Origin of the sequence: Microcoleus sp. AR_TQ3_B6, assembly GCF_036702785.1 — a bacterium.
GTDB lineage: Bacteria > Cyanobacteriota > Cyanobacteriia > Cyanobacteriales > Microcoleaceae > Microcoleus.
Genome location: NZ_JAUBVJ010000031.1, coordinates 62,170 through 81,973, shown reverse-complemented (window position 1 = coordinate 81,973; position 19,804 = coordinate 62,170). Strand labels below are relative to the sequence as shown.

The following is a 19,804-nucleotide window of genomic DNA, read 5'->3' as shown; positions in this document are numbered from 1 at the left end:
ACAATAGCATCTATAACTGGATGGGATTACATTTTGTCAGCCCTAGCTACTGTTGCATGATTTTTGAAAATTGGTATTAGTTAAGATAAACCAGCCCTCTTGAGCTGACTTACCCTTGAGGGTTCGCTGCCATTTACAAGCTACATTGAAGCCCGATATTTTCCGAGTTTTTGTGACCTGACAATTCGGCAGAAACTGAGAAATTCCCGGTTTTAACCCCAAACTTTTAAGGTCTTGCCAGATCCCGGATTCTGCTTGAATAAACTCATTCTTTTTTAATCTTAAACAAAACTGTACTTGCTGCTCTCTCAGCCAGTTTGCCAATTTGACCGAACAAAACTCACGGATCCCCTAGCACCACAATTTTATAAGTTTTGAATAACGGCAACACTTGAGAAAATCCTCGGACTTGAGTTGCCCAATCACTATTTCCTAATTTCTCTAAGGTTTCCCAATACAGAGGAATCGCTCTTTGGTCATATACTAGACTAATCATCAGTAAATTGTTCCGTTGCCATTTCGTCCGATCAATAACTAAATAAAGTCTTTGCTTTTGAGAAAAGTTTTGAGATAGCCAGTTAGCGATTAGGGGAAACCAAAGATTTTGGATAGTCAAACGGGGTTGTGATAGAAATCGTTGGACTTTCTTACGTCTGCTTTCAAATAAAATTGGCAGTGGCAAAGCATTCGCGATTTTCTCAAGGCTAACTTCTTTGATATCTTGTAGAACGTTAATGAGAAGCGTCAACAGTAACAAGTCAGATTTTTCTAGTTGATTTTCTAGACAGGTTTGATACAATGGAGGAAGCATTTTCAATAGATAGGTCTTCTTGACAATAATTGACCTATCTTTTTTTTACCACAATTCGCTTCATCCTTTACAGACTCATGGCTATGGCGCGCGTGTCGCCCCTTCAGAAAACTGTCCTAACGTTAGCGCGTAGCGCTATAAACTTGAACAATGGCACAAAAAGCCCAAAAATATTTTCCCAATAGCGGGAACACTATTATCCAGTGGCTGGATGAAATAATTGCTTACTTTGAGAATAGGACGACAAGTGGTGTTGTTGAGGGTATCAACAACAAGCTCAAGTTAATAAAACGTTCTGCCTATGGCTTTATAAATTTCGATAATTACAAAAATATATGCTTGCTTACTTGGCTTTTTAATTGTTAGTTTAGCATAGTAAGTAAGGAAGAGTCCTAAGTTTTTATTATACCCTATTTAAAGGCACAACAGCTTATTAACCGAAAACTGAAAATATTGAAAATGTTAGCTGACCGTTATAGAAATCGCCGAAAAAGATTTGGTTTAAGGTTTAATCTGATAGCTGGGCAATACAATTACGAACTTCGGTTCCATCAGCCAAATAATAAACACCATGGATGATTGACGGCTAGCGCTCGCTTTTATTCAGACTCCATAGTACCCCAGCGACGACTTTTGCAAGAGGTCTACTGACTTGTTTATGCATTTGTAAAAGGCAGACAACGATTACAAAAGTTAAGTATTCAGTTTTTTTGAGTTGACTTTCCAAACTGTTTTGCTAAAATAAAGGAATCATTTTTCGTGAGATGGGGGTATTGACAACGATCGCCCCATCTTTTTTTACCATAAAACATCTCAAACTGCTTTATTGCAGGGCTTTTGACAGGTTTGTCACCCCGTCAGATGCGTAGCCCTTCTAAACCAGGGTCGGTTTCTACCAGACAATTCCCATCGATTACCTGGACTCGGTAGGGAACCAATAATTGTGGTAATTTGCCTTCAATCACTTTAATTAAAGACGCCATTCCTATTGCCATTTCACTGACAATTGCCACACTTACCGTCAGTTATACGCCATTTAATGGGTCGTAAGTGGCGGTACAACTGACATTTAACTGTTGCGATGAAGCCCGATAGGCGGCGTTGACCGATGGGTGCATTTCACATACGACCCTACTAATTAAATCGACCCAACTCGAAAATAATAACTCCCTAGTTTACTGGAGAGCCACGTTTTTTTCAAAGATTAGATCCATTTTGTCCGGCGTCAACACAGATTCCATCAATCCTCTTAGCATGACACTGCTTAGCCTTTTTACCACAAACGGCTCCAAAATTGCATCCAGCATTTCGGTGTCCTCCAGTCACTAAAAGTGACCCACATCGTCCACACTCGGTACCGACTCGGGTATCCCAACCATCTATGATCCGGATTTTTGCCACCTTGACACGGCTAGCTTTCACACTCTATGTCAAATATGTGTTATTTTTATTGATTATATGGGTACTGTTTTTACTCTCTACAGTCTAATTATCAAACAAATTGAAGAGCTTAAATCATGCTAAAACTCAAAAGCTACCAACTTTTCCAACCCATTTACGAAGGCTTTAAAACGGTTATTTATCAAGCCAAACGACTCTCCGATAATACTTCCGTCATTATAAAAACTCTCAGATCTGAATATCCTACATTAGAAGAAATAGCCCGCCTTCGACATGAATACAATATACTCGAAACTTTAAAAAAAATAGAAGGAATTATTAAACCCATTGAATTAACGAACGAGGAAAATAGCTTAGTTTTAGTTTTAGAGTATTTTGAATCTAAATCTTTAAAAAATTTTATTAATTCCGAAAAATTGGACTTAAAGCAATTCCTAAATATTGCTATTCAAATAGCAGAAATTTTAGATCGACTTCACCAAACTCAAGTAATTCATAAAGATATTAAACCGTCAAACATTATTATCAATCCGCAAACTAGGCAAGTAAAAATAATTGACTTTAGCATTGCCACTCGCTTGGAAATAGAAACCCAAAGCCCAATGAATCCCAACTGCATTGAAGGCACTCTCGCTTATATGTCCCCAGAACAAACTGGGAGAATGAACCGCACCATTGACTATCGGACTGACTTTTACTCCTTGGGTGTCACGTTCTACGAAATGTTGACCGATCAATTACCTTTCGATGCAGTAGATCCAATGGAATTGATACATTGCCATATCGCGAAAAACCCCATCCCACTCCACCAACGCAATCCAGAATTACCAATAACCATAGCGAATATCGTTACAAAATTACTGGCTAAAAATGCTGAAGATAGATATCAAAGTGCCTTGGGATTAAAAGCTGATTTAGAAGACTGTTTAACGCAACTGCAAACAACAGGAACAATTGAAGACTTTATTCCGGGTCGAGTAGATAAAACCGGACAATTCCTGATTCCGCAAAAACTATATGGACGGGAAGTGGAAGTGGAAACTCTCTTACAAGCCTTTCAACGGGTCAGTTTAGGGAAAAGCGAGATGATGTTAGTTTCTGGTTATTCTGGTATTGGCAAAACTTGCGTAATTCAGGAAATTCACAAACCAATTGTTCGGCAAAGGGGATATTTTATTAGCGGTAAGTTCGATCAATTTAAGCGAGAGATTCCCTATGCTGCCATTACTCAAGCTTTTCAAGAACTTATTCGGCAGCTCTTGACACAAAATTATGACGAAATTGCTGTTTGGAAAGAGAAACTGCTCGTAGCTTTAGGCGAAAATGGGCAGATTATTATTGACGTTATTCCAGAAGTGGAACTAATTATTGGCAAACAGCCTGAAGTTTCTCAATTAGGACCTCCAGAAACTCAAAATCTTTTCAATCGTATATTTCAGCAATTCATTTATGTTTTCGCTCGACCCTCGCATCCCCTTGTATTGTTTCTTGATGACTTACAATGGGCAGATTTAGCGTCTCTAAATTTAATCGAACAGTTAATGACGGACTCGGATAGCCATTATCTGTTAATGATTGGAGCCTATCGAGATAATGAAGTTAGTCCAGTTCACCCCACCATTCAAACTTTAGAAAAGATTGAAAAAGCGGGTTCTACCATAAATAATATTGTTTTGCAACTTTTAGATATTAGTCATGTCAGTGAGTTAGTAGGCGATACTTTGAGCGAGGTGGCTATCAGCGATAACCGTATTTCTAAGTTAGCTGAGTTATTATATAATAAAACTCAAGGAAATCCATTTTTTTTAACGCAGCTATTTAAAACTTTAGCGTCTGAAAAGTTTTTAATTTTTAATTTTGAATTAAATCAGTGGCAGTGGAGCCTTGAGAAGATTCAAAGCTTAGGGATTACAGACTTGAAAGTAGTCGAATTGGTAGCTAGGAATATTCGTAAATTGCCAGAAAATACCCAAAAAATTCTTAAATTAGCAGCTTGTATTGGCAACCGATTTAATTTGGATGCTTTGGCGATTGTCCATGAAAAATCTTCTACTGATACTACGGAATACTTGTGGTCAGCTTTGCAAGCAGGTTTAATTTTACCTCTGAGTAATGATTATAAAATAGCTTTATTATTTCAATCAGAAGATAAGAGCGAGTTGTTGTTTGATAAATCGCGAGTTGGGTACAAGTTTTTACACGACAGAGTACAACAGGCAGCTTACTCTTTGATTCCAGAATCAGACAAAAAAGCAACTCACCTAAAAATAGGTCAATTGCTGTGGAAAAATACGCCCCGGGAAAATCTTGAAGACAATATTTTTGATATTGTCAATCAGGTAAATATAGGACGTGAATTTATTATTGATCCTCAAGATAAAGAAGAATTAGCTACTTTGAACTTGATAGCTGGGAGAAAGGCTAAAGCTGCCACGGCCTATGAAGTAGCTAGTAAGTGCTTAAATGTGGCGTTGGATTTGTTACCTGAATCATGCTGGCAAAGTCATTATGAACTAACGCACGATATTTACCTAGAAACACTGGAGGCAGAATACCTTAATGTTAATTTTGAAAAGGCGCAGAATTTGTCTGAAATTCTCTTATCTCAGAGCAAAAGCTTACTAGAAAAAGTTCAAGTAAATGAACTAAAAATACCCTTTTATTTACAGCAAAACCAGCCTCATCTATCTTTAGAATTGTCTTTGCAAACTTTACAATTCCTAGGCGTTTTTCTTCCGACCAAGCCTAAAAAAATTAACATTTTACTAGAATTTATATACACTAAGTCAATCATCGCCAAACAGCCAATATCAAGTTTAGCAGCCCTCCCCTTAATGACAGATTCTTACAAACTAGCAGCTATGCGTATTTTGATGAATGCTGTTCCGGCTGCTTTTATGGAAAATCCTGCTCTTTTCCCCTTGATAGTTTTTAAAATGGTTAGTCTGTCTATAAAATATGGAAATTCTCCTCTATCTAGTTATGGCTATGCGTGTTATGCTTTGTTAATGTGTGGTCCATTGGGGGATATTAATTCTGGATATATGTTTGGGCAATTAGCGCTGAATTTGCTAGAGAGTAAAAAAGTCAAAATAACAGCTAAAATATTATTTTTTATTAATATGTTCGTGAAACATTGGAAAGAACCAATAAAGGAGGCTTTGCCAGGGTTTATTGAGGGTTTTCAAAGCGCCATATCAACAGGAGATATAGAATATGCTTCTTATATAGCTGGGGGATATTGTCAGTATGTACTGTGGAGTGGAGAACATTTACAAAGCGTATGTACTACCCAATATAAATATATTTGTTACCTCCAAAAAAACAAGCAAGCAGTTAACCTTGAAGTGAGTCAAATATGGAATCAGTTTGCTTGTAATTTAATGGGTGGCAATGAAATTCCTTATTGCTTGAAAGGACGGAGTTTTGATGAAACAACAAGACTTCCTATTTTAAAATCAACTAATAATAAAACCCTTATAGCTAATGTTTATCTGAGCAAACTTATTTTACTTTATTTATTTAAAGATTATTGGGGTTCTCTAAAAGTGGCTAAGTTAGCCGAAGAATGCCAAGAAAGTATTAGCGGTCAAGTACATATCGCTCAATACAAGTTTTACTATTCCTTAGCCCTCCTCGCTCACTACCCAGCCACCAACAAAACCGAACAAAAGCAATACCGGAAGAAAGTAGCGTCCGCTCAAAAACAAATGAAAACCTGGGCGCATCACGCCCCCATGAACTTCCAGCACAAATACGACCTCGTAGAAGCAGAAAAAGCGCGAGTATTAGGACAAAACGAGATAGCAATAACCTACTACGAACGAGCCATCAAGGGAGCCAAAGAACAAGGATTCATCCAAGAAGAAGCTTTAGCCAACGAACGCGCTGCTGAATTCTATCTAGCGCTTGGTAGAGAAAAAGTAGCCAAAACCTACATGACCGAAGCTTATCACTGCTACATTCGCTGGGGAGCAGTAGCCAAAGTCAGAGATTTAGAAGAAACATATTTCCATCTCAGCTCCCGCACCCAGCAACCTGAACCTATGAACCTCGACCCTACTAGCACAACTACCTCAAACCCGACTACAACCTCTACTTCCGATCATTCAACGTCACTTGACCTCGGTACAATTATGAAAGCAGCACAGGCGTTATCTGGGGAAATTATTCTCAGCGAATTGCTAGGTAAATTAATGACCATTCTCATAGAAAATGCCGGAGCTACTCGCGGAGTACTGCTCACAAAACCCACTTTTTTATCTAACGAAAGTGAGGAGCAGTGGGTGATTTCAGCCACGGGAATCGTGGAAAGTAACGACCTCACCGTATTGACCAATTCTCAAGAATCAGAAGATAAAGTTATTGTTGTTCCTCTAGAAAATTCAGTCCCCGTCTCAATTCTCAATTACGTTACTCGCACTAAACAAACAGTCGTTTTAAACGATGCCATTCATGAAGGAATCTTTAAAGAAGACCCCTATATTCAACGAAATCAGCCCAAATCAGTTTTGTGTACGCCCCTGCTCAATCAAGGTCAACTAACAGGGATAATCTATCTAGAAAATAACTTGACTACCGTCGCATTTACAACTGATAGACTCACAGTCTTACAAATGCTATCGGGACAAGCTGCCATCGCTATTACCAATGCCCAACTCTACGCAGAAGTTAATCAGCTTAACCACAATTTAGAACAAGCTAACCAACAACTTGCAGCATATTCGGAAACCCTGGAACAGAAAGTTGAAGAACGAACTACTGAATTAAAAACAGCTCAAAAACAAATAGTAGCCTCAGAAAAACTCGCATCCCTCGGAGCTCTCACCGCAGGTATTGCTCACGAAATCCGCAATCCCCTCAACTTCGTCACTTCTCTGGCTACACTCTCAGAAGACTTAACATCTGAAATCGCAGAACAAATAGACCGCCAATCCCAAAACTTAGATTCACAATTCCTGGAACTAATTAACGAAAACCTTACTTATCTCAAGCGGAACGTATCAGAAATTAACGAACAAGGACAACGTGCTAATAGCATTATTCAAAGTATGCTACTGCACGCTCGTAGCGAGGGTAGTAGCCGCCAAAAAACCGACATCAACGCCCTCGTCGCTCAATCCCTAAAATTAGCTTACCACAGCATTCGTGCCAAAGATAAAACATTTAACCTTACCATTAAAACTGACTACGATCAATCAATTGAAGAACTCGATGTCGTTTTTTCTGACCTCAGCCGCGCTTTCATTAACATCATCGATAATGCTTGCTATGCCTCCTATATTAAACAATTTAAAATGACCGCTGATTTCAATCCCACCGTTTCTATTACAACTAAAAATTTAGGCACGGCAATAGAAATTTGCATTCGTGATAACGGCATTGGCATTCCCCAAGAAAATCAACCAAAAATCTTCCTCCCTTTCTTCACTACCAAGCCTCCCGGACAGGGAACAGGTTTAGGTTTATCTATCACTCATGATATCATTGTTGGTCAACATCGAGGCAATTTAGAAGTGCAAACAAGTCCGGGAGATTACACGGAATTTATTATTACTCTACCCAAAGCATAAGTTATTTATTCCTAATCAATTAATTCACTTGTTTATAAAAATTAAACAACGTGCTATAGTAAACAATCACCCTAGTTATGTCTACCATAGGATACAGGATAGATCCCCATGACAACCAAAATCCTAGTCGTCGATGATGAACAACTTTTAGAATACGTCATTCAACAAAAATTTAGGCAAAAAATCCGGGCAAAAGAAATTGAATTTGTTTTTGCTCATAATGGTAAAGAAGCTTTAGAAAAAATTGCTGAGTTTCCACCCTTCGATTTAGTGCTAACAGATATTAATATGCCCGAAATGGACGGGTTAACTTTACTAGAAAAACTCTCACAAATCGATAATACATTAAAAGCAGTTGTCATTTCTGCCTATGGAGATATGCAAAACATTAGAAGTGCTATGAACCGCGGAGCTTTTGACTTTTTGACAAAACCCATTGATTTTCAGGACATGGAAATCACTATCCAAAGAGCCTTAGAAACTGTTACACAAGCGAGAAAAAACTTAACAGAACTTCAAGAGGTACAAACTCAACTCATTCAAAACGAAAAAATGGTTTCCGTCGGCCAGTTAGTGGCTGGAGTTGCCCACGAAATTTACAATCCTATTAGCTTTATTATAGGAAACATTGAACACGCCGAAAACTACTTTCAAGGATTGATGACGGCTCTCAGCATTTATCAACAACACTGCTCCATAAATAATCCAGAAGTACAAACTCAAATTGAAGCTCTTGACATTCCTTTTCTCTTAGAAGACTTGCCACAATTGCTCAATTCTATGAAAGGAGGAACTGAACGAATTCTGGGAATTAGCATCTCTCTCAGAAGTTTTTCGCGGGCAGATAGTACATCTAAAGTTCCTTTTAATATCCATGAAGGAATTGATAGTAGCTTATTAATTTTGAGGCATCGGCTTAAAGCAAATGAAGGTAAATCCGAAATAAACGTGATAAAAGACTACGGAACATTTCCCCCAGTAGAGTGTTATCCCGGACAGTTAAGTCAGGTATTTTTAAATATCCTTGCTAATGCTATAGACGCATTGGAAGAGCGGGATTCAGAGCGAAGTCGCGATGAAATTAAAGCGAATCCAAATTTTATTACGATTCGCACTTTCCTTACCAATGAGAGTGAAAAAAATCTCCAGGATAATTCCACTTCTCATGTTATAATTTCTATTACTGACAACGGGAAGGGAATGACCGAAGAAGTGAGACAGCGGGTATTTAACTACTTATTTACTACAAAAGCTGTCGGTAAAGGAACGGGATTGGGGTTGTCCATTTCGCGGTCTATTGTCGAAGAAAAACACGGGGGATGGCTCACTTGTAACTCTACACCTGGTGAGGGAACGGAATTTATTATTGAAATTCCCACTTAATGGGTGAAAACTGATAAAATCAGGACTTACGCGTGTCTAGGCTAGAAACCGGATTTCTTCGTAGATATTTAGGGATAATCTTCAATTTGTCAGAGAAAGCCGATCTAGGAGCGTAAGTCCTAAAATGATGATAAGTTTGCTGTAGGAACAGTCCTTCCATGCCTGCCCCAAACTTACTTACGGTGCAACCACAGGGGGGTGACCCCTGAGGGATTACTCTACAATAGAGAAAATTAAAATCCTGGCTACTTGCTAACAAGAGCAATTACATGACAGCTAAAATCTTAGTAGTTGATGACGAACCACTTTTAGAATATGTAATCCTTCAGCTATTTCGGCATCAAATCAGCACTAAAGAATTGGAGTTTGAGTTTGCAATTAATGGAGTCCAAGCTTTAGATAAACTGCAAGCTGATCGTTCCTTTGACTTAGTGCTAACTGATATTAATATGCCCGAAATGGACGGTTTAACTTTGCTAGAGAATCTGCCTGCTATTGACCCGACTCTCAAAGCTGTAGTAGTTTCAGCTTACGGGGATATGCCCAATATTAGGGTAGCTATGAATAGGGGCGCTTTTGATTTTTTAACGAAGCCGATTGATTTTGATGACTTAAAAATTACCATTAATAAAAGTTTAGAGGTTGTGCGAATTACTAGGGAAAAAGAGCAGCAACTGGCTACAGCGAATGCACAAATCCACTACCAAGCCTTTTACGACGAGCTAACCGGTTTACCTAACCGTAATTTGCTTTTAAAAGAGATGCGTAGTGGCGTAAATTCTCTAATAGAATTAGGTCATTTAAAAGCTATTTTATTTCTGACTCTTAACCGCTATCAAATTGTTAAATATAGCTTAGGCCATTCTAGAGGAGAGCAGTTGCTAGTAGAAGTAGGACGACGGTTAGAGGGTTGCGCTCTACCTAGGAATCTTATAGCCAGAGTGGGAGAAGATGCGTTTGCAATTTGGCTGGTCGATATTACTAATTCTCAGTTAGCTTTAGATGCAGCAAAACAGATTCGTCAAGAATTAGAAATACCGTCTAACTTGGGCGGAACTACGGTTTTTTCTAGCGTTAGTATTGGTGTTGCTTTAGGTGGGATTGGCACAGAAGAGCCGGAAGATTTACTGCGAGCGGCTGACGCGGCTAGACATGAGGCGTTTGTTCGGGGTGCTGGTAGCATTGTTGTATTTGATGCGGATATGCAATCACGAGCTTTAGAGCAACTCCAGTTAGAAAATGACTTGCAAAATGCAATTAATTTGCAACAGTTTTACCTTAATTATCAGCCAATTGTATCTTTGGTAACTGGTAAAATAGTGGGGTTTGAAGCATTGGTAAGATGGCGGCATCCTTCACGCGGGTTGGTTTATCCGAGCGAGTTTATCCCGACGGCGGAAAGAACGGGTTTGATTGTGGCACTAGGGGAGTGGGTACTGTCGGAAGCAGTGGCTTGTTTAAGTAAATGGCAGTTGCAATTCCCTGACTATTGGCCTTTAAATATGAGTGTTAATTTATCGGGAATTCAGCTATTTGCTCCTAATTTGTTACCACTCTTAGACTCACTACTTCGAGTGCATAATTTAAAGGGCGAATTTTTGAAGTTAGAGATTACCGAAAGTGTTTTAATGGAAAATGCTGAGGAGGCTGCTGGGGTACTAGAGCTATTAAAAGCTCGGCAGATTAAGGTTTGTTTGGATGATTTTGGCACGGGCTATTCAAATTTATCTTACTTACAATTGCTGCCGATTGATACTCTCAAAATTGATCGCTCTTTTGTTTGCTGCCTGGAGGAAGGAGGGAAAAATTTGACTTTGCTGGAGGCAATTTTAAATCTGGCGAGTTCTTTGGAATTAGAGGCTATCGCAGAAGGGGTGGAGACGCAAGAGCAACTAATTATACTCCGTTCTTTGGGATGCAATTCCTATCAAGGGTACTTTTTTTCGCGGCCTTTGGAGGAGGAAGGTGCTGTTGCTATGTTGAGTGCTGCAAGGCTGTTCAACAATGCTTAAAGAGCTGATATTTCAAGGCAAACTAATACAGCGTAGACCTGGTTTATTAAGTACAGTGACACGCTCCCAAGCTACTGCTGCGATCGCCGGTGATAAACTAATGCGTATTCGCTCCAATCGTTGCTTATGGTCAACACCCCCAGCCTATAGTGGTAGAGGACGGCCAAAAATTCACGGTCAACAGTTTAGGCCGGGCGACTTCAAGGGGCGAGAAGGGGGCTATAAAGCTTGCTGGATAAGGGTTAGAGCTTTTAATCCCTGTTGATAAAATGTGCGCTTATTGCGAACAGAAGTGACCAATTCCTCTACCCATTCCTCTCACTCATGAAAGGCGACTATCCAATTGTGACCGTACAAACTGACCCAAAAATTGCTATGTCTTCGTTTAGTTCTCCCTGCTTCCTTTGGCCGACAAATATAAAGAGATTTCCCCAAAATACTTGTTTTTTCGCCTTGTAACCAAGCAGTAGTCATCCGGATGGCAATTAACAAGACTAAACGTACTAATTTATTCTGTGAAGCTTGAGAATCTTCTTTCGTTATAACCACCAGTTTGGCAATCCTTAAACATCGCTTCTATTCCTCAGCGTTGTTTATAAGCTTTCACAGCCGTTTCTAAATCTCTTAAATTAGTCAGCAGATAGTAAGGGTCTTTCTCTTGTTTGTTTTTATATTTCCTTCGCCAGCAAACAGCTAGGTTAAACGGACAAAACCCTTTTTTTTTGGTAATGTTAATTTTTGAGAAAAATTCTTGTTGACCGGGGGCTGTCTGAACGCTTGATAAAGAATTAAACTTTCGTCTACGCAGGCGAAAGTTCGTGTCCTTTTTTTCCCTTAATACGAACTTCACTCCTTGACGGCCTATCCACTGTGCCAAGTCTACGCTATGGAATTCTCGGTCTCCCGCAATCACTATTTGATGAGCTTTAGATAGTTTAATTACAGGGCGCAAGACGATTTGTTGTTTTCTCAAATTACTGGTTCCTTTTTTCGATAGTAAAATCCCAAAGATAGGGAAAGCGCGTTTTTGATAAATCGCACTGGCGATCAAAATATTATTCTCTTGCCAATAGGTTCTATCTAAAGCAATAATCAATCGTTTTCCCTTGGGTATACGTTGAGTAATAATTTTTTAAATCTGGGGAAACCAAACCAGAACCACACTTAACCGGGTCAATTTCAAAAAGCGTTGTATATGGCGACGGTGACTATTCTGCTGAATTGGTAAAGGTAATGTCGCTGCTAACCTTTCTATTTTTACTTGCTTTTGGCTTTGCAAGACCCATACTAATAATTTTAAGGTAATCAGTTGCGATTCACTCAAGTATTTTTGCAGGTGGGTTTGGTAGAATTGAGGCAGCATTTTAATTGCGGCCTTGTTGAAATAATAAGACCGTTCTTTTTTACCATAATCTGGAGGCTGAATTAAGGTTTATTTTTTGGTGAAAAAAGTCGGTTGTCCATAAGCTGGAATTTTTTCACGCCGTCTGAGTCCTACAACCTTTGATTCATCTTGATTTGGGGGCGCTTGTCGCCCCCTGAAGTTTTATGGCGTAAGGGCGATGGGAAGGGGGTGTTTCCAATGGTATGCAATAATCCGGGAGATCGATCAAGTGGGAAGAGCTGATGACTACTTACAAGATTGAACTTCAGGGTGAAGTGTTAAAAATTGGATTTGGAGAAGCTGCTCAAAACGACCAAATTGTGCGAGATGCGGCAACTCGTTTGGCAGAAATGAGCAATTCTGGGGAATTGTCGGGAGGGCGGCTAATTAAAATTAATGGGCCGGCATCTGTACCTGTAGCTTGTGTTTTGGTTCACAAAGTTTCTCATCTTTACGGTGCAGTTGGAGTTTTCGATCCCAAGTTGGGCAAATATGTAATTGCTATTACTCACAATCCCGAGTATAATTTGGGTGACTTAGTTGATTGATAGTTTGCTAGGTAATTGAGGAAGTTTTAGATATGACATCAGAAGAAGTTGCTCTCCAAGTTATCCAGCAAGCTATCTGCACTTTAGCAGATTGGGCTGACTCAAGTTTCCGCAATTGGTTTCCGCATCAACTTTCAATAGAACATCTAGCGGTGACTAAAGCAAAAGAATTATTATGGCATGACGAGCCGACAATAAGTTATTTGGAGTTGCTATTTGATGCGGTTAAGTTGTCAGAGAATAACAAAAAAAAGGAGCAACACTATTGTCCGGCTGTGGCGATCGAGGCTAGCGATAATTCTTACCCGTCGATTCCTTATCCTTTGACAGAACGTCCCGATTTAGAAGAATATAAAAAAAATGTCCAAAAAGGGTTAGAAAATATTGGAGAACAAAACTGGCACAACTTATCACTGCTAACTCTGATTTTAGAGAAGTACGGTTCTTGTCTCAGCTTTGGCGCTGGGAATATTGCTTTGATAGATATGGTGCGATCGACTGCGGCTGTTGCTTGTGCGCTCGCTCACAATCCTGAAGCAGATAATATTTGTTTAATCGCAGGCGATTTATCGGGAATTCAAAAGTTTATTTACACCATCTCTTCTGATGGAGCGCTTAAATCTCTGCGTGCCAGAAGTTTTTATCTGGAATTAGTTGCAGAAGAAATCGTACAGCAGCTTTTAGAAAAGCTGAATTTACCGCGTACCAGTGTTATCTATGCTGGTGGAGGAAACTTTTATTTACTAGCGCCTGCTACTGAAAATACTAAAACTGTTGTTCAAGAAGTACAAACTACTTTCAATAAATGGTTGCTGGGAAAATTTCAAGCTAAAATTTTCTTGGCTTTGGCTGTTTCAGAGCCTTTCCCAGTGGTAGATGTAGCAAATGCTAAATTTGCCGAATATTGGGATAGCTCTATCAAAGTAGTCAATCAACAAAAGTCTCGTAAATTTTTAAACGAAATTAGCGGTTTACTCAAGCCAAAGCTCAGCTACGAACAGCGGTGTCGAGTTTGTCATCGAGATGATACGCTAAATTTAAAGGAGGGTGAAAATGAGAATGGCGAGTTAATTATCCGATGTCCAACTTGTGAAAAAATGTTTCAATTAGGGAGCCAGTTATTTAAAACTCAAGTAGTTGTGCGATCGCGTCGCAAAGATATACCAAGTAAGATCGGTAAAATTTCTTTTCAGTTTACACACTATTATCTTTTTGAGAATCAAGATAGCCTTCCACAATTACAAGAGAAAGAAATAGTATTTTACATCAATAATTGGCAAACACAAAGCTATCGAATTAAAAATTCGGTTTCTTTGCTGTTGGGTAATTATGCCCAAGAAAAAATGCGTGCTGGAGAGTTAGCCGAAAAGTCAAAAGGTATTAAACGAGTAGGATATTTACGGATGGATGTCGATAATCTGGGCAAGATTTTTGCCAAAGGTTTAGGTAACAAATACTCTTTGCCCAGATTAGCTGGACTTTCCCGTCAGATGAGTTACTTCTTTAAAACTTACCTCAACAGCTTGGCAAAAAATCGGGATACAAATTTTATAGAGTCATTAAAAAATGCCAAATATTTAACGAAAGAATTACGTTGGGAATTAGTATTTATTTATGCAGGAGGTGACGACTTATTTATCAGCGGCGCTTGGAACCAAGTCGTTGAGTTTGCCTTTGATGTTTACCAAGCTTTTCGAGAGTATACAGGTAGGAACCCAGATATTAAGTTATCAGGAGGAATCAGTATTAATGATGTAAAATTTCCTTTGTATCAAGCAGCTAGTGAATCGGGTGAAGCTGAGGAAGCTGCAAAAGGAAAGGGTCGAGATAGTTTAGGATTGTTTGGAGAGGTGTTTAAGTGGGATGAATGGTTGGGAACAGGTAAGGTAGGCGCGATCGCCCCGGAAATTCAAGAATACCTGAAACCCGAAAATATTCCTAACTTATTTGGTATTCTACCTTTTGTCGAAAAACTCTATAATATAGATCCTAACTATTCTAGAACCTTTGTCAGAAATCTTCTCAACACGGCCCAAGTTCAAAATCAAATGATTAAGGAGATTCAGGAAAAACGAAAACAACCCCAGTATCAAAAACAAGAGCAAGATATTCGCTATTATCTGCACTTGCCAAAAGTGGCTTATACTTTGGCACGATTACCCAATAGAATGTTAGGTGATGAAGATTTTCGTAAATCATTAAAGAGTCCGTACAATGCGCCTTATTTTCAGGCGATCGCTACTTGGATAGAACTACTCACTCGGAAAGATAGTTATGACTCAAACAACGACTAAACTTGAAGAACTCAGCAATAAACTTGTCAACCAGATTCAAAATCTGCACGATAAGACTGGACAACCAGGAACTCTCAAAGATTTTCAAAATTTTACTCAAGTTGAGAGGTTTAGTGATGCACTTTGGGAACATGGATTACAAAGTATTGATAGCAGTAATTTTCTTGAGGAACTCAACAAAAAACTACAAAACTTTACAAAAGAGATAAATCAGCCAAAAACCAAGAAAATCATACCATCTACTACTGGTCAAAAAAAGCTTGAGGGTAAAACTAGCCATAATAACATAGTCCAATATATGGAAAAAGTTATAGAAGCTGGCATTAATAAAGTTCAGGATGAGAAAGATTTAGAGGTTTTAAGATTGTTGGGAGAGAACATGGCAGATATTGTCAAAAAAATTCTGAGAAGTATTAATGAGGCAACTCCATCTCTCAAAGAATATCCTATTCGCACCTTAGTTAAAGATACTGAAGAATTTGGTAAATATATTAAAAATCGCAACTTGAGAACAAACCAAATTCGCAAATTTTTAGATGCAGTTAATCGTATTAAACTAGAGCTAAAACTTGAAATCAAAAAAAAGAATATCGATGAAGATCAAAGTCAAGCATTATTACTGTCGGAAGTCCCTAAAATTGATGTTGAGTTCATATTGCTTAAACAAAAACTTGCTTACGCTTCTGCTAGGCAAAAGGCTGTTAAACCTTTGAAAGAAGTCATGGAGGCTGCCATAGATAAAGTTAAAAATTCAGAGGATTTTGAACGTTTTTTTCAGCTGGTTGAGTCAATTATTGCTTATCACAAAGCCGCAGGAGGAGAATAAATTATGACAGGAACTATTTTACAGAAACAATTGCTGGGCAAGCTATATATCACAAGCACCATTGAAGTTGAAACAGGACTTCACATTGGTGGTGGTGAGGGAAAACTCGATATCGGGGGAATTGACAAGCTTGTTGTTCGCGATCCAATTAGCGAACATCCTTATATTCCTGGTTCCTCGATTAAAGGTAAATTGCGATCGATTTTAGAGCGCTTTTTGAATAAACCAGTTAATCGAGAATCTAACGATACTTGGCGTTATGAAAGTGACGATTTGCTAGATGGCTTTACAGAAGTTAAATCGCTACTGATTTACTATAAAGGCGCTCGCACTTGCGAACTCAGTCGCTTGTTTGGTTCGACAGGTAAAGAAACTTGGGTGAAAAAAGTAGATGCTGACGCTGATGATATAACTCCACCTAACCCACAAACTAAAAAAATCTCAATTAATGATTATCAAGGTAGGCAAGATGAAAAAGGTGAACAGCACGTCAAAGTGAAAGGCAGAAATTGTCCCGCTCGTCTAATTGTCCGCGACTCCCATTTGCAAGACGAATCAGTCAAAGAACTCAAAACGATTAATACAGGTTTACTGATGACTGAACGAAAGTGGGAGAATGGACTAGATAGAATTACATCGGCAGCAACTCCCAGACAATTTGAGCGAGTACCAAAGGGAGCTAAGTTCGATTTGGAAATGGTTTATACCATTGAACGAAAAGAAGAAACTAATAAACTAACTTCAGCAACTGATAGTCTCTCGCTTGAGGAGCAAGAAGTAATAATAAGAGATTTAGAGAACTTGGCGATCGCTCTTGCTATTTTAGAAGATGATGCCCTTGGAGGACATGGCTCCCGAGGCTATGGCAAAGTTAAATTTCAAAGGTTTCAGCTTTGCTATCACGACTATAACAAGATTCGTGGAGGTGCTAAGGACTTTATCAGGCCGTTGGCAGCTCCCAATAACACCCAGGAATTTCTAAAGCTGTTTGAAGATTCAGGTAAAACAGTCCAGCAATTTTTACTTGGAACCAGTCAAGGGTAGCAAAATGTGTTGGCAATTAGTTAAGCTTAATTTTGGTCGAAATAATGCTCATTTTGGCGAGCTAGGGATTGGTTTAGAACAAACCAGCGAGCGGGTACGCTCTGATACGCTTTTTAGTGCTTGGATGAGTGCCTATGCTAAATTGTTTGGGAAAGGTGAAGTTGGGAAAATCCTCGCTGAATACGAACAAAATCCTCAGCTAGCTTTTCGCATCAGTTCTACCTTTATTTATCGTTGTTACGAAAATGAATATACCTACTACCTACCACGTCCTTTGACATTTCCCAAAGGTTATCCCCAAGAAGATGATTGGAAAATAGATAAGGTTTATAAAAAACTTAACTATTTGCCTTTAGAAATTTGGCATCGTTGGTATCAGAGCGAAGAAGGGATGACTAATGACCTTGATGAACTGATAGAAATTGCTGAAACCAAGACTAAATATGACTTTCCTAAAAATGGAGAACTGTACAAATCTGGAACTTTTGCTTACGGTGAAACTTTCAATACTTGTTTGATTCCAAAAGTAGCAGTAGACCGCATTACCAGAGCCACTAACTTTTATCATACAGGCTTTGTCAAGTTTCGCTGGGAACCCGAACAAGACGAGTATACAGGATTATACTGCTTAATTTATTTTCCTGAGAACTTCGATCGTAGGATTAAAGAAAATGTCAAAACTTCATTAGAACTTTTGGGAGAAGAAGGATTAGGTGGAGAAAGATCGAGTGGTGCAGGAAGATTTAAACCTGAATGGTCAGATTTAGATGAAACTTGGGAAGCTATTTTGAACCAACAAGATTTGAATAACTCACACTACTGCTTAATTAGCTTATATTGGCAAAATCCTAAAAAAGGTATCCCCAATGGACTATTAGGAGAATCAGCTAGTTATGAAGTGGTCGAGCGAAGAGGCTGGATTTCCTCTCCTTTTTCAGGTCGCCAACTGCGGCGAAAATCCGTGCGGATGTTTGCTGAAGGTTCAGTTTTTCCAATTTCTGTTTTAGGAGAACTAGCTGATGTTACGCCAGAAGATTTTAGAGCTAACCACTCAATCTATCGCAGTGGTATTTGTATTAATTTACCCATAAATGAACCGGAGGCAAGACTATGAGCGATCGCAATAATTCTCCTTTAGAAAAGCTCAACGATTACAAAAAAGATAACTATGTATGCCAACGGATTCAATTAACCAGCCCTTTGCTGCACATTGGAGTAGGTGCGGCAGGTTCTTTAAATCTATTTGAGTACATTCAAGAGAATAAATCTATCTATTTCCCTAACCCAACTGCTCTAGCAGAAGCTCTACAAAATTCCAAAACTTCTCAACAAAATAAAGCTTTACAAAGGTTCACAAAACAGCAAAGCTCTAGATCGGGATTACTAGAACAATATGAAAAGCTTTCGCAAGAATATATTAGTATAATCGAGAGCCAAGCTAATCCGAGAGAAAAAGATAGACAAATTGCTAATATTCTGGAACGATTAAAAAATTTATATCAAGAAGCCCTGGGTTCAGAATGGTTAAAAGATAAAGATATATTTCCTAAAACAGGTATTAGTGCTATGTGGGTTAATCGTCTTTTAACCAAAGATACCGATGTAATAGCACCGATGATTAGGAATGGGTTTGGAGAAATCTATATTCCCGGTTCTTCTATTAAAGGGGCTATTCGGACGGCGATCGCCTACTATTTACTAAAACACCAACCACCTACAAAAGAGAGTGATATTGAGCAAAAGTTGAGACAAGCTATACATCCCAAAATGGCTGACAACAAGAAAAAGTTCTTAGATGATAACTTATTTTTGGAAAGTACAGTATCTCTAAATAGCTATTTGTTTTCTAATTTCACTTTTAGATATCAAGATCGAGCGTTCGGAAAATCAAAAATTAACAAGGCCAATACAGACTTGATGAGAGCCATTAAAGTTAGCGACTCAGATCCAATTAACATTGACCGAAAGCAGAAGATAAATTTACCGATAGTTGCTGAAGTCCTTACTTCTAGCTTTCAAGCCAGTAATGGTGAGCGAATAGTAGCAGACCGAGCTAGAAATTACCTAGAAATGATTTCTAATCTCAAGACGGACTTATACATCTGTATTGATAAAACCATGCTTGATTGGTTTCATCGCGAACAGGGAGTGGAAATTCCAGCTCAACTCAAAAAAGTGCAAGGTATTTTAGATATCTGTCATGAATTCGCAGAAGCTCAGTGGGAACACGAGCAAAACTACTGGAATAAAATTACAAATAGTCCAAGTCTAAATTTTAGTTCCATTCACCATTTTTATAACTCTCCTTGCTCGCATAACCTCCGATTGGGATGGGGAAGTGGGATGACGGGAACGACAGTAGGTTTGCTTTTTCAAGAACAAACTAGAGCTAGTATTCGCGATGCTTGTGGAAAGCCAACTAATAGCTCAGAAGCTCCAAAATCTCGGCGTACTGCAACAATACCGGAGCAAGGAAATTCAATCAGAAAACCTTTAGGATGGGTAAAACTTGAACCATTGTAAATTTT

Annotated in this window: 12 protein-coding genes and 1 pseudogene; 10 read left to right on the top strand and 3 right to left on the bottom strand. The window is 38.7% G+C overall.

Going from position 1 to position 19,804, the window contains the following annotated elements; all coding sequences use genetic code 11:
• Positions 1–340: 340 nt before the first annotated feature.
• Positions 341–817 carry a hypothetical protein gene (locus QUB56_RS16840; RefSeq protein WP_332956620.1) on the bottom strand — a complete coding sequence of 159 codons (477 nt, stop codon included), beginning with the start codon at positions 815–817 and terminating at the stop codon, positions 341–343.
• Positions 818–973: 156 nt separating this feature from the next.
• On the opposite strand from QUB56_RS16840, the pseudogene QUB56_RS16835 reads away from it, so the two are divergent.
• Positions 974–1,177, top strand: a pseudogene (locus tag QUB56_RS16835) (transposase); the annotation flags it as partial.
• A 491-nt stretch (positions 1,178–1,668) separates the two neighbouring features.
• On the opposite strand, the gene QUB56_RS16830 reads toward QUB56_RS16835, so the two are convergent.
• Positions 1,669–1,824 (bottom strand): hypothetical protein, encoded by a 156-nt coding sequence (locus QUB56_RS16830; RefSeq protein WP_332956619.1) that lies wholly within the window; start codon positions 1,822–1,824, stop codon positions 1,669–1,671.
• 504 nt (positions 1,825–2,328) lie between these two features.
• On the opposite strand from QUB56_RS16830, the gene QUB56_RS16825 reads away from it, so the two are divergent.
• From QUB56_RS16825 to QUB56_RS16815, 3 genes are all read left to right on the top strand, one after another.
• On the top strand, positions 2,329–7,785 hold the full coding sequence (locus QUB56_RS16825) for an AAA family ATPase (RefSeq protein WP_332956618.1): 5,457 nt from the start codon (positions 2,329–2,331) through the stop codon (positions 7,783–7,785).
• A 108-nt stretch (positions 7,786–7,893) separates the two neighbouring features.
• Positions 7,894–9,168: a response regulator gene (locus QUB56_RS16820; protein WP_332956617.1), complete on the top strand. Its 1,275-nt coding sequence runs from the start codon at positions 7,894–7,896 to the stop codon at positions 9,166–9,168.
• A 269-nt stretch (positions 9,169–9,437) separates the two neighbouring features.
• The gene (locus QUB56_RS16815) at positions 9,438–11,180 is read left to right on the top strand and encodes an EAL domain-containing protein (RefSeq protein WP_332956614.1); all 1,743 of its coding nucleotides are present in this window, start codon (positions 9,438–9,440) and stop codon (positions 11,178–11,180) included.
• A 583-nt stretch (positions 11,181–11,763) separates the two neighbouring features.
• Here QUB56_RS16815 and QUB56_RS16810 read toward each other — a convergent pair.
• Positions 11,764–12,276, bottom strand: a complete 513-nt coding sequence (locus QUB56_RS16810; RefSeq protein WP_332956613.1) for a transposase — start codon at positions 12,274–12,276, stop codon at positions 11,764–11,766.
• Positions 12,277–12,806: 530 nt separating this feature from the next.
• Between QUB56_RS16810 and QUB56_RS16805 the strand changes: the two genes are divergently transcribed.
• The 6 genes from QUB56_RS16805 to csm5 are packed head-to-tail and all read left to right on the top strand — an operon-like array spanning position 12,807 to position 19,799.
• Entirely contained in the window at positions 12,807–13,112 is a 306-nt protein-coding gene (locus tag QUB56_RS16805) for a CRISPR-associated protein Csx3 (RefSeq protein WP_332956612.1), read from the top strand.
• 32 nt (positions 13,113–13,144) lie between these two features.
• Positions 13,145–15,406: a type III-A CRISPR-associated protein Cas10/Csm1 gene (cas10, locus tag QUB56_RS16800; protein ID WP_332956611.1), complete on the top strand. Its 2,262-nt coding sequence runs from the start codon at positions 13,145–13,147 to the stop codon at positions 15,404–15,406.
• Positions 15,387–16,232, top strand: coding sequence for a type III-A CRISPR-associated protein Csm2 (csm2, locus tag QUB56_RS16795; RefSeq protein WP_332956609.1), 846 nt, complete (start codon positions 15,387–15,389; stop codon positions 16,230–16,232). The genes cas10 and csm2 overlap by 20 nt, the downstream gene beginning before the upstream one ends.
• Before the next feature lie 3 nt (positions 16,233–16,235).
• Positions 16,236–17,276 (top strand): type III-A CRISPR-associated RAMP protein Csm3, encoded by a 1,041-nt coding sequence (gene csm3, locus QUB56_RS16790; RefSeq protein WP_332956608.1) that lies wholly within the window; start codon positions 16,236–16,238, stop codon positions 17,274–17,276.
• A 4-nt stretch (positions 17,277–17,280) separates the two neighbouring features.
• On the top strand, positions 17,281–18,390 hold the full coding sequence (csm4, locus tag QUB56_RS16785; RefSeq protein WP_332956606.1) for a type III-A CRISPR-associated RAMP protein Csm4: 1,110 nt from the start codon (positions 17,281–17,283) through the stop codon (positions 18,388–18,390).
• On the top strand, positions 18,387–19,799 hold the full coding sequence (gene csm5, locus QUB56_RS16780) for a type III-A CRISPR-associated RAMP protein Csm5 (protein ID WP_332956604.1): 1,413 nt from the start codon (positions 18,387–18,389) through the stop codon (positions 19,797–19,799). Before csm4 ends, csm5 begins: the two co-directional genes overlap by 4 nt.
• Positions 19,800–19,804 lie beyond the last annotated feature (5 nt).

Excerpts from the sequence above, each read along its gene's own strand:
- QUB56_RS16825 (WP_332956618.1), top strand. The coding sequence starts at position 2,329 with ATGCTAAAACTCAAAAGCTACCAACTTTTCCAACCCATTTACGAAGGC.
- QUB56_RS16820 (WP_332956617.1), top strand. The coding sequence starts at position 7,894 with ATGACAACCAAAATCCTAGTCGTCGATGATGAACAACTTTTAGAATAC.
- QUB56_RS16815 (WP_332956614.1), top strand. The coding sequence starts at position 9,438 with ATGACAGCTAAAATCTTAGTAGTTGATGACGAACCACTTTTAGAATAT.
- QUB56_RS16805 (WP_332956612.1), top strand. The coding sequence starts at position 12,807 with ATGACTACTTACAAGATTGAACTTCAGGGTGAAGTGTTAAAAATTGGA.
- cas10 (WP_332956611.1), top strand. The coding sequence starts at position 13,145 with ATGACATCAGAAGAAGTTGCTCTCCAAGTTATCCAGCAAGCTATCTGC.
- csm2 (WP_332956609.1), top strand. The coding sequence starts at position 15,387 with ATGACTCAAACAACGACTAAACTTGAAGAACTCAGCAATAAACTTGTC.
- csm3 (WP_332956608.1), top strand. The coding sequence starts at position 16,236 with ATGACAGGAACTATTTTACAGAAACAATTGCTGGGCAAGCTATATATC.
- csm4 (WP_332956606.1), top strand. The coding sequence starts at position 17,281 with ATGTGTTGGCAATTAGTTAAGCTTAATTTTGGTCGAAATAATGCTCAT.
- csm5 (WP_332956604.1), top strand. The coding sequence starts at position 18,387 with ATGAGCGATCGCAATAATTCTCCTTTAGAAAAGCTCAACGATTACAAA.